Origin of the sequence: Mycobacterium kyogaense, assembly GCF_003254575.1 — a bacterium.
Lineage (GTDB): Bacteria > Actinomycetota > Actinomycetes > Mycobacteriales > Mycobacteriaceae > Mycobacterium > Mycobacterium kyogaense.
Genome location: NZ_QJUA01000081.1, coordinates 1 through 9,495, shown reverse-complemented (window position 1 = coordinate 9,495; position 9,495 = coordinate 1). Strand labels below are relative to the sequence as shown.

The 9,495-nt window shown below is 69.7% G+C and carries 13 protein-coding genes and 1 riboswitch; of the genes, 8 read left to right on the top strand and 5 right to left on the bottom strand.

What is annotated here, in order from left to right; genetic code table 11:
• Positions 1 to 116: 116 nt before the first annotated feature.
• Positions 117 to 401, bottom strand: coding sequence for a DUF2537 domain-containing protein (locus DMB80_RS27395; RefSeq protein WP_111512704.1), 285 nt, complete (start codon positions 399 to 401; stop codon positions 117 to 119).
• Positions 398 to 1,219 (bottom strand): TrmH family RNA methyltransferase, encoded by an 822-nt coding sequence (locus DMB80_RS27390; protein ID WP_111512706.1) that lies wholly within the window; start codon positions 1,217 to 1,219, stop codon positions 398 to 400. Before DMB80_RS27390 ends, DMB80_RS27395 begins: the two co-directional genes overlap by 4 nt.
• Before the next feature lie 44 nt (positions 1,220 to 1,263).
• On the opposite strand from DMB80_RS27390, the gene DMB80_RS27385 reads away from it, so the two are divergent.
• A complete protein-coding gene (locus DMB80_RS27385) occupies positions 1,264 to 1,512 on the top strand; it encodes a DUF2530 domain-containing protein (protein ID WP_111512703.1) in 249 nt (82 codons plus the stop codon).
• 18 nt (positions 1,513 to 1,530) lie between these two features.
• The gene (locus tag DMB80_RS27380) at positions 1,531 to 1,986 is read left to right on the top strand and encodes an SRPBCC family protein (protein ID WP_111512702.1); all 456 of its coding nucleotides are present in this window, start codon (positions 1,531 to 1,533) and stop codon (positions 1,984 to 1,986) included.
• Here DMB80_RS27380 and DMB80_RS27375 read toward each other — a convergent pair.
• On the bottom strand, positions 1,983 to 2,729 hold the full coding sequence (locus DMB80_RS27375; RefSeq protein WP_111512705.1) for a DUF3027 domain-containing protein: 747 nt from the start codon (positions 2,727 to 2,729) through the stop codon (positions 1,983 to 1,985). The two genes, DMB80_RS27380 and DMB80_RS27375, sit on opposite strands and share 4 nt — an antisense overlap.
• 350 nt (positions 2,730 to 3,079) lie before the next feature.
• Between DMB80_RS27375 and DMB80_RS27370 the strand changes: the two genes are divergently transcribed.
• Together DMB80_RS27370 and DMB80_RS27365 are read left to right on the top strand one after the other, a co-directional pair.
• A complete protein-coding gene (locus DMB80_RS27370) occupies positions 3,080 to 4,657 on the top strand; it encodes an MFS transporter (RefSeq protein WP_111512701.1) in 1,578 nt (525 codons plus the stop codon).
• Complete coding sequence (locus tag DMB80_RS27365) at positions 4,654 to 5,136, top strand: DUF2771 domain-containing protein (RefSeq protein WP_111512700.1); 483 nt, start codon at positions 4,654 to 4,656, stop codon at positions 5,134 to 5,136. Before DMB80_RS27370 ends, DMB80_RS27365 begins: the two co-directional genes overlap by 4 nt.
• Before the next feature lie 68 nt (positions 5,137 to 5,204).
• Here the strand turns inward: DMB80_RS27365 and DMB80_RS27360 are convergent, their stop codons facing one another.
• On the bottom strand, positions 5,205 to 6,221 hold the full coding sequence (locus DMB80_RS27360; RefSeq protein WP_111512699.1) for a glutathione S-transferase family protein: 1,017 nt from the start codon (positions 6,219 to 6,221) through the stop codon (positions 5,205 to 5,207).
• A 34-nt stretch (positions 6,222 to 6,255) separates the two neighbouring features.
• Positions 6,256 to 6,666 (bottom strand): cold-shock protein, encoded by a 411-nt coding sequence (locus DMB80_RS27355; RefSeq protein ID WP_046365859.1) that lies wholly within the window; start codon positions 6,664 to 6,666, stop codon positions 6,256 to 6,258.
• Positions 6,667 to 6,844: 178 nt separating this feature from the next.
• Between DMB80_RS27355 and DMB80_RS27350 the strand changes: the two genes are divergently transcribed.
• The 4 genes from DMB80_RS27350 to DMB80_RS27335 form a co-directional block, all read left to right on the top strand.
• The gene (locus DMB80_RS27350; RefSeq protein ID WP_111512698.1) at positions 6,845 to 7,255 is read left to right on the top strand and encodes a YccF domain-containing protein; all 411 of its coding nucleotides are present in this window, start codon (positions 6,845 to 6,847) and stop codon (positions 7,253 to 7,255) included.
• Positions 7,252 to 8,316, top strand: a complete 1,065-nt coding sequence (gene moaA, locus DMB80_RS27345) for a GTP 3',8-cyclase MoaA (RefSeq protein WP_111512697.1) — start codon at positions 7,252 to 7,254, stop codon at positions 8,314 to 8,316. The genes DMB80_RS27350 and moaA overlap by 4 nt, the downstream gene beginning before the upstream one ends.
• Positions 8,317 to 8,319: 3 nt before the next feature.
• A complete protein-coding gene (locus tag DMB80_RS27340; protein WP_046365862.1) occupies positions 8,320 to 8,568 on the top strand; it encodes a MoaD/ThiS family protein in 249 nt (82 codons plus the stop codon).
• A gap of 246 nt (positions 8,569 to 8,814) precedes the next feature.
• Positions 8,815 to 9,017: riboswitch (cyclic di-AMP (ydaO/yuaA leader) on the top strand.
• A 9-nt stretch (positions 9,018 to 9,026) separates the two neighbouring features.
• The coding region (locus tag DMB80_RS27335) for a transglycosylase family protein (RefSeq protein ID WP_162938732.1) at positions 9,027 to 9,495 on the top strand (469 nt) is incomplete at its 3' end.

The window sequence follows — 9,495 nt, the reverse complement described above, 5'->3', positions numbered from 1 at the left end:
TGCCTACGCCGACGCCCGAACCCGAGCCGGCGGTCGACGAGACGCCCAGCCCCGAGGCCAAGCCGTCGCGTCCGAAGAAGGCGCGGCCCACGGTCCCCGCGTGGGAGGACGTACTACTAGGCGTACGTTCCAGCGGCGGCCAGCGCTAGCAACCCGAGCCAGGCAGCCGCGACACCGACGACGGCGCCGAGGACGAACCAGCGCCACACCGGCGCCTTGCGCCAACCCCACACTGTCGGGGCGAGCCCTCCCACGGCAACGAGATTCAAGCCGACCGCCAGCAGCGGGTTGACCCGCATCAGCCCGATGCCCAACACGATGAGTACCGCTGCGAGCACGGCGGCGACGAATGCCGCGACGGTCAGCCCGGTACCCCAGGGCGTCGGCTCGGGGTGCGTCACGGCGCGAGCCTATCCCGCTCGTAGAAGGCCAGCGCCGCCGCTGTCGCGACGTTGAGCGAGTCGGTGCCGCGCGACATCGGGATGCGAGCCCGCACATCACACGCGCGCATCGTGTGTTCGGCCAAACCCGGCCCCTCCGCCCCGACCAGGATGCCGACCTTGTCGCCGGCCAGCCCGGCAAAGGCGTCGGCCAACCGCTGCGCACCGGCGCCCGGAGTCATCGCGACCAAACGAAACCCTCTGTCGCGCAGCGTGTTCAAGTCCCCCGGCCAGCTCTGCGCCCGCGCGAACGGAACCAGCAGCGCGTGCCCCATCGAGACGCGCACCGCGCGTCGATACAGCGGATCGGCACAGCCCGCACCGAAGATCACCGCGCCCACCCCCAGACCCGCCGCGTTCCGGAAGATCGAGCCGAGATTCTCGTGATCGTTGACCCCCTCCAGCACCGCCACCGTCCGCACCCCGTCGAGCACATCGGACACCGCCGACTCCGGCGCGCGCGACGCCGACGCCAGCACGCCGCGGTTGAGGTGGAACCCGATCACCTCGGCCATCACCTCCGCGCTCGCCCGGTAGTACGGCGCGCTGAGCCCGTCGAGGTCGGCGCCGAGCTCGGTCAAACGCCGGTCGGTGCCCAGCAGTGCCCGCGGCTTGAACCGGGACGCCAGCATGCGCTGGACCACCAGGACGCCCTCGGCGATCACCAGACCCTTACCGCTGGGCAGATCGGGCCGCCGGTCGACGCTGTTGAGGTCTCGGAAATCGTCCAGTCGCGGGTCGGCGGGGTCGTCGACATCGACGACGAGGGCGGCGGGCACGGCGATCGACACTACCGACGCCTGATCGGTTACGTTGGGCCGCGATGACGACCACGCCCCCCGAACCGCCGCCGCTGCCGCGTGCGCTGACCTCCCCGTGGCCGGTGATCGTCGTGATCACCGGCGGGTGGCTGATCGCGACACTGCTCGCATTCACGGTCGAGGCATTGGCGCCGTGGCGACCCGTCAGCCTGGCCGGGCTGGGGGTGGGTGTTCTTGGCACGTCGATCTTTCTGTGGCAACGTCACGCCGTGCGCCGCGGATCGCGCGGGGCACAAAGCGGTCTGGACTGACTAGAGGAGAACACCGTCATGGCGGCGCCCATTCTGCAAGCGCAGATCGACATCAACGCACCGGTCTCGACCGTGTGGAAGCTGGTCTCCGATGTGGAGCGGATGCCACAGTGGAGCCCCCAGTGCCGCTGGACGAAGGCGATCGGCGGAGTGCGCCAGGGCGCCCGCATGGTCAACGTGAATCGTCGCGGAATGTTGGTCTGGCCCACGACCGCTCGCATCACCGAGCTCGTGCCCGAGAAGAAGCTGGCGTTCAGGGTCAGCGAGAACCACACGGTGTGGAGCTACGAACTCGAACCCACCGAGGCCGGCACAAGGCTGGTGGAGACCCGCAGAGCCGAGAACGGCACCACCACTGCGGTGTCGGCATTTGCGGTCGACAAGTTCATGGGCGGAGAGACCAGCTTCGAGCAGGAACTGATCGAGGGCATGAACGACTCGCTGGCGCGCATCAAGGCGGCCGCCGAGCGCTAGGAGCGCTCTTCGGTGCGCTCCACCAGGTCCAGCACGCCGTCGTCGAACGGGTCGAATTGCGGCGAGCCCGCACCCTTCGGCGCCGGCGTGTCGGAATGGGCCCCGCACCCGTATTCGGCGTCGACCACATGTCCGTCGGCCGCGTACTCGTTGGCGCACACCCCGAACACCACTCCCAGCGCCCCGCCCAGCGGAACGTAGAACCCGCAATCGCGACACGTCCGGCGGGTTGAGCGCGCCATCGCCGAGCCGGGACCGAACTCACCGTCGTGCCAGCGCTGCGCCGCGTCGGTGCGCCCCCACAGACTCAGGACCTGCCGTCGGCCGAATCCGACCTCGACCGCCACCTCGTCGATCTGCGGGTCGCCGGTGCCCATGAACCCCGGCACCAGGCGCGGATCATCCGCCGGCGGGGCCAGCAGATCGCCGGGACCGAGATCGCCGGCGCGCACCCGCTCCTCCCACGGCACCCACTCGGGCGCCAGCAGCGCCGACGGGCCCGGGACGAGGACGACCTCGCTGATCGTCGCGTGTGTGGCGCCGGGGCAGGCCGCGACGACGACCGCCCACTGCCACCCCCGGTAGCCGGGCAGTTCCGCGAGGAACCGGTGGGTCGCCGAGGACGGATCCTCGACCTCGGCGCCGAGGTAATCGCCGACGGTGTCGGCGCCGCTGAACTCGGCGATCGCCGAGCGGGCGTCGTCGACCGCGCCGAGCAGCATCGCCTCGAGCTCCGCGGACATCGGTTCAGGCTCGGCCGGTACCTCGGGCGCCGGTTCGGCGGCTTCAGCCGTCGGTTCGGCCTCGGCGGCCTCAGCCTCGGCTGTCGGTTCGACCGCCGGCTCGGCTGCCGCAACTGGCGGCTCGTCCGACGGCGAAGAGGGTTCGGTGACGCTGTCCATCGGTGTTCATCTTGCCCGACGGAGCCGGTCGGGAGCCACACCGGTTGGCTGCACGTCCGCTGTCGCCTCCATGGGGGAGAATCGAGCGCGTGACAGGAGCGCGGCGCGACCGGGATCCCCAGGAGGACCCCGCCGGTCCGACCGGCGGACGCTACTACCCGCCACGTCCCCCCGTCGGGGAGCACCCGGGGATGGCCAACTACCCCAGCGACCCGGTGGCCGCCGGCGGCAGGCGCGCGTCCTCGACGGCGAATTCGAGCGGAAACCGGTGGTTGCCGCCGCTCGATGAGCACGACCGTCGACGCACCTACGACCGGTTCGACGACGACCGGGCCGTCGGCGCCGAGAAGGTGACGGTCACTCGCGCGGCGGCACAGCGCAGCCGCGAGATGGGCTCGAAGATGTACGGGCTGGTCCACCGGGCGGCCACGGCCGACGGCGCCGACAAGTCCGGCCTGACCGCGCTGACGTGGCCGGTGGTGGCCAACTTCGCGCTCGACGCGGCGATGGCGGTCGCGCTGGCCAACACGCTGTTCTTCGCCGCCGCCACCGGCGAGAGCAAGAGCCGCGTGGCGCTCTACCTGCTCATCACGATCGCCCCGTTCGCGGTCATCGCACCGCTGATCGGACCCGCTCTGGACCGTCTGCAACACGGCCGCCGCGTCGCCCTGGCCGCATCGTTCGGGCTGCGCACCGTGCTGGCGGTGATCCTGATCGCGAATTTCGACAGCGCGACCGGCAGCTTCCCGTCCTGGGTGCTGTATCCGTGCGCCCTCGGCATGATGGTGCTCTCGAAATCGTTCTCGGTGCTGCGCAGCGCGGTGACGCCGCGCGTGTTGCCCCCGACCATCGACCTGGTGCGCGTGAACTCCCGGTTGACGATGTTCGGCCTACTCGGCGGGACGATGGCCGGCGGGGGCATCGCCGCTGCGGCGGAGTGGGGATTCCAGCTGTTCGCGATGCCCGGCGCGCTCTACGTGGTGGTCGCGGTGTCGATGGCCGGTGCGGTGCTGGCGATGCGGATACCCAAGTGGGTCGAGGTCACCGAGGGCGAGATCCCGGCGACGCTGAGCTATCACAGCCGCACCGACGGACAGTTCCGCGAGCCGTCCGCCTCGAAGAAGGCGCGACAACCGTTGGGCCGCAATATCATCGCCGCTCTCTGGGGCAACTGCACCGTCAAGGTGATGGTCGGCTTCCTGTTTCTCTACCCGGCGTTCGTCGCCAAGGCGCATGACGCCAGCGGCTGGGAGCAGCTGCGCATCCTGGGTCTGATCGGCGCCGCGGCCGCCGTCGGCAATTTCATCGGCAACTTCACCGCGGCGCGGCTCAAGCTCGGCCATCCCGCGCAGTTGGTGGTGCGGTGCGCCATCGCGGTGACCGCGATGTCGCTGGCCACCGCGCTCACCGGCAGCCTCCTCGTCGCCGCGGCCACGACACTGGTCACCTCCGGCGCGAGTGCCATCGCCAAGGCGTCACTGGACGCCTCACTGCAGGACGACCTGCCCGAGGAGTCGCGCGCATCGGCGTTCGGGCGCTCCGAGTCGCTGCTGCAGCTGGCCTGGGTGGTGGGCGGTGCGACGGGCGTACTGATCTACACCGAGCTGTACGCCGGGTTCACGACGATCACCGCGCTGCTGATCCTCGGCCTGGCGCAGACGATCTTCAGCTACCGCGGGGAGTCGCTGGTTCCCGGACTGGGTGGTAACCGTCCCGTGCACGCCGCCGCCGAGGGCGTGCGCGCCGAGCCGGCGGTGACGGGCGAATGAAACGCGTCCTCGCCGTCCTCGTCGCCGTTGCGCTGCTGGCTTCCGTCGGGACCGCCGTCCTGGTGTGGCGGTTGTCCCGCGATGCGGGCCACGACCTGCCCGAGATCTCCGCCTTCAGTGCGGGCCAGCTGACCCGGGTCGGCCCCTACAGGTTCTGCCAGGTCCTCAACCCCACCGACTGTGTGGTGCCCGCGGATCAGGGTGAGCTGCCCGTCTCGGGCCGCCACCCCGTGCAGCTGTCGCTGCCGAGCGAGATCGCGAAGGCGCCGTGGGTGCTGCTGCGTGCCTACGAGGACGGCGACGTGGTCGAGGAGTTCCGGCCCAACGCCCGGCTGGCGGTGACGATCCCGACCGTCGACGCCCAGCGCGGCCGGTTGACCGGATTCGCGGTGCAGCTGCCGACACTGGTCCGCGATCAGGACGGCAACGAGTTCCCCGTCCCGCACGCCGAGTGGTCGGTGCGCACGAGCTGGAGCTGATGGCCGCGAAAGTGCATTGACGGTAGCGGCGGGCGCGTTCCGACTACCGTGGCGGCACTTTCGCGACGTCAGCCAGCGGCGTGGGCCGCGGGCACTTCTTCTCCTTCGCGCGGCGGGCCCGGTGGAGTCCCGTCGCCGAAAGGCCTGCCGCCCAACGCTTCTCGACCGTGCGCGGTGAGCCAGTTGGCCAGATCCGGCCCCTTCGGCACGACCCCGGTGGGGTTGATGTCGCTGTGCACGATGTAGTAGTGCTGCTTGATCTGCACGAAGTCGATGGTGTCGCCGAAACCCGGCGTCTGGAACAGATCTCGGGCATAAGCCCACAGCACCGCCATCTCTGACAGCTTGGCGCGGTTGGTCTTGAAGTGTCCGTGATAGACGGGATCGAAGCGCGCCAGCGTGGTGAACAACCGGACATCGGCCTCGGTGATGGTGTCACCCACCAGATAGCGCTGATCTGCCAGCCGGTCGGTGAGCCAGTCGAGCGCGGTGAACAGCCGGTCGTAGGCCCGCTCATACGCCCGCTGCGAACCCGCGAACCCGCAGCGGTACACCCCGTTGTTGACCTCGGTGTAGATCCGCTGGGACACCTCGTCGATCTCGTCGCGCAGCGGCTCGGGATAGAGCTGCGGGGCGCCGTCGCGGTGATGCGCGGTCCATTCGGTGGACATGTCGATGGTGATCTGAGGGAAGTCGTTGGTCACGACCTCGCCGGTCGGCACGTCGACGATCGCGGGCACCGTGATGCCCTTCGGATAGTCCGGGATGCGCTTGTTGTAGGCGTCGCGCAGGAAGTGGATGCCCAGCACCGGGTCGACGCCATCGGGGTCCAGATCGAAAGTCCAGCTGCGCTCGTCGTGCGTGGGCCCGCAGAACCCGATCGACAGCGCGTCCTCGAGACCGAGGAGCCGACGGACGATGATCGTGCGGTTCGCCCACGGACAGGCGCGCGCCACCACCAGGCGGTAGCGCCCCGCCTCTACCGGGTAGCCGTCCCGGCCGTCCGCGGTGATGCGGGTGGAGATGTATTCGGTGTCCCGGTCGAAGTCGCCGCCGGAGCTCGACGGGTCGGCCACATAGCTCATGGCTTCTGTCTTACCCCGTCACGCGACGGACGACTCAGGCGTCGAGTTCGCGGGCGACGGCCTTGACGACCTCCGAGACGCGGCGGGCCACCTTGCGATCGGGATAGCGGCCCTTGCGCAGCTCGGGCTGCACGGCGCCCTCCAGCAGGGTGATCATGTCCTCGACCATGCCGTGCAGCTCGTCGGGGCTGTGCTTGTGCTCGACGGTGGTCGCCTCACGACGGGTCCGGGTCAGGCTCGGCGGCGGATCGATCAGCTTCAGACTCAGCGCCTGCGGGCCGCGGCGGCCGGCTGCGACGCCGAACTCGACGCGCTGGCCCGCTTTGAGGCCTTCGACACCGGCGGGCAACGCCGAGGAACGCACGTACACGTCCTCACCGTCTTCCTGGGAGAGGAATCCGAAGCCCTTCTCCGCGTCGTACCACTTCACCCGGCCGGTCGGCACTGGTCTCACCTGCTTGTCTGTCTGAGCCGATAGGTCCGCGCCCGCACGGGGTACAGACCGTTTACATAGAGGAAGCGCCCCGGCTGCGTCGGGACGCGTCGGGACGATCCTACTCGGACGTCACCGCAGCCAGCACCCCCTTAACTGGGTAGGCTTGCCGGACCGCGGGAGGAAGAAGATGCGCCTGATCCTGAACATCATCTGGTTGATCTTCGGCGGCCTGTGGCTGGCGCTCGGCTATCTGGTCGCCGCGCTGATCTGCTTCGTCCTGATCATCACGATTCCGTTCGGCTTCGCGGCTCTGCGCATCGCGGTGTACGCGCTGTGGCCGTTCGGCCGCACGATCGTCGACAAGCCCGGTGTCCGCCCCGGCGCCCTGGTCGGCAACATCATCTGGCTGCTCATCGCCGGGATCTGGTTGGCGATCGGGCACGTGCTCACCGCCATCGCGATGGCGATCACGATCGTGGGCATCCCGCTGGCGCTGGCCAATCTGAAGCTGATCCCGGTCTCGTTGATGCCACTGGGCAAGGAGATCGTTCCGGTCGACGGTCCGGGCGTGCCCACCGGGAGCGGGTTCCCGCGATGACCACGGTCGCACTCGGCGTGCCGTCGGTGCGGGGGCTGCCGCAAGGCGCACCCGCGCACGGACCGCTGGTCGACACCTTCGGCCGGGTGGCCACCGACCTGAGGGTGTCACTCACCGATCTGTGCAATCTGCGCTGCACCTACTGCATGCCCGCTGAGGGACTGGATTGGCTGCCGTCGGACCAGAAGCTGAGCGTCGACGAGCTCGTCCGGCTGCTCCGTCTCGCGGTGACCCGGCTCGGGGTCACCAGCGTGCGCTTCACCGGCGGCGAGCCGCTGGTGGTCCCGCACCTCGAGCAGGTGATCGCGGCGACGGCGGCGCTGCGTCCCAGGCCGGAGATCACGCTGACCACCAATGGGGTCGGCCTCGCCGGACGCGCGGCTGCGCTGGAGCAGGCCGGCCTCGACCGCATCAACGTGTCGCTGGACACCGTCGATCCGCAGCGCTTCGCCGCGATCACCCGGCGCGACCGACTGGACGCCGTGCTGGCCGGTCTGCAGGCGGCAAAGGCTGCCGGGCTGGCGCCGGTCAAGGTCAACGCTGTCCTCGATCCGGTCAACGGACGGGACGACGCGGTCGCGCTGCTCCGCTTCTGTCTCGCGCAGGGCTACCAGTTGCGCATCATCGAGCAGATGCCTCTCGACGCCGGCCATTCCTGGCGGCGCGAGGACGCGCTGACCGCCGACGAGATCCTGGCCGCGTTGCGCCGCGAGTTCGTGCTGACCCCGCATCCAGGGCCGCGGGGTTCGGCCCCCGCCGAGCTGTGGCAGGTACGCGACTCCGATGGCGCGGTAGTGGGCGATGTCGGCGTCATCGCATCGGTGTCGCATGCTTTCTGCGCCAGCTGTGACCGCACCCGGCTCACCGCCGACGGTCAGGTACGCAATTGCCTGTTCGCGCGGGACGAGACGGATCTGCGGGATCTGATGCGTTCCGGCGCCGATGACGACGCTGTGGAAGCTGCGTGGCGCGCCGCGATGTGGGGCAAGGCGGCCGGGCACGGCATCAACGATCCGGGGTTCGTCCAGCCGGACCGTCCGATGAGTGCGATCGGCGGCTGACCCGTGACGGTGACGGTGCGCTACTTCGCCGCTGCGCGCGCAGCGGCAGGCGTCGACGACGAAGCGGTTGACGTGGATGAGGCTGCGACGGTGGCCGACCTGGTGGAGGTGCTGCGCGCCCGGGGGCCGGAGCTGGCGCGCGTCCTGGCGCGGTGCTCGTATCTGCGGGACGGAATCGCCGTGCGTGACATCACGACTCCGCTGGCGCCTGCGCAGACGATCGACGTGTTGCCGCCGTTCGCTGGTGGGTAGATGACCGTTTCTCGCGGATGTATTCCGTGATTTACGTCACATCACGGAATGATCACGGGATGGCTACGGCGAGGTAGCGACGCCCGGCACCTGCAGGAACAACGCGCCCGCCAGGCATTTTAGAGAATTTTTAGTATTTGCCGAGGTAGGCGACACGGCGATGGCGACGAGGTGACGGGAAACTGGCGAGCCGTTACCGTTCTGGACCAGGCCGGTCGCCCCCACTGACCGGCTCGTCGCGAAACCAGTTGCGCCGAGCTCCATCCGCTGGTTCGCGGGACGATCGAGACCTTTTGGATGGAGGCGGGGGACCCACCGGTCCACCGACAGGACCTGGAGCCGAGTTCGGCTCCTTGGGGTGAAGCCGACGTCGTCTCGACGCCGCCGGCCGGGCGACCTCTCCAGCCCGAACCCGACAGCTGACCTCGCGGGCGCATACGAGAGGACCACGCGCACCTATGAGTGGACGGCACCGCAAGCCCACGACTTCTTCTGTCAGCGTCGCCAAGATCGCCGTCACCGGCGCGGTCATCGGAGGCGGCAGCCTGGCTCTGGCCGGTACCGCAGGCGCGGCCACCGACAGCGAATGGGACAGGGTCGCCAGCTGCGAATCCGGCGGCAACTGGGCGATCAACACCGGCAATGGCTACCAGGGCGGACTGCAGTTCTCCCCCGGCACCTGGTCCGGACACGGCGGTAGCGAGTTCGCTCCCGCAGCCCACCTGGCCACCAAGGACGAGCAGATCGCGGTTGCCGAGCGCGTGCTGGCGACTCAGGGCAAGGGCGCCTGGCCCGTATGCGGCGGGCCGCTCTCCGCCGCAACACCCCGCAACGTCGTCAACGAGGCAGCCAACGAGGCGCCCGCTCCGGCCGGACCCCTCGGTCTCCTGCCGCCCCCGCCGCCGGCCGATCCGATGGCCCCGCCGC

What these genes read in the sequence shown, in the direction of transcription:
- DMB80_RS27380 (WP_111512702.1), top strand. Translation starts at nt 1,531, where the DNA reads ATGGCGGCGCCCATTCTGCAAGCGCAGATCGACATCAACGCACCGGTC.
- DMB80_RS27365 (WP_111512700.1), top strand. Translation starts at nt 4,654, where the DNA reads ATGAAACGCGTCCTCGCCGTCCTCGTCGCCGTTGCGCTGCTGGCTTCC.
- DMB80_RS27350 (WP_111512698.1), top strand. Translation starts at nt 6,845, where the DNA reads ATGCGCCTGATCCTGAACATCATCTGGTTGATCTTCGGCGGCCTGTGG.
- moaA (WP_111512697.1), top strand. Translation starts at nt 7,252, where the DNA reads ATGACCACGGTCGCACTCGGCGTGCCGTCGGTGCGGGGGCTGCCGCAA.
- DMB80_RS27360 (WP_111512699.1), bottom strand. Translation starts at nt 6,221, where the DNA reads ATGAGCTATGTGGCCGACCCGTCGAGCTCCGGCGGCGACTTCGACCGG.
- DMB80_RS27375 (WP_111512705.1), bottom strand. Translation starts at nt 2,729, where the DNA reads ATGTCCGCGGAGCTCGAGGCGATGCTGCTCGGCGCGGTCGACGACGCC.
- DMB80_RS27370 (WP_111512701.1), top strand. Translation starts at nt 3,080, where the DNA reads ATGGCCAACTACCCCAGCGACCCGGTGGCCGCCGGCGGCAGGCGCGCG.
- DMB80_RS27385 (WP_111512703.1), top strand. Translation starts at nt 1,264, where the DNA reads ATGACGACCACGCCCCCCGAACCGCCGCCGCTGCCGCGTGCGCTGACC.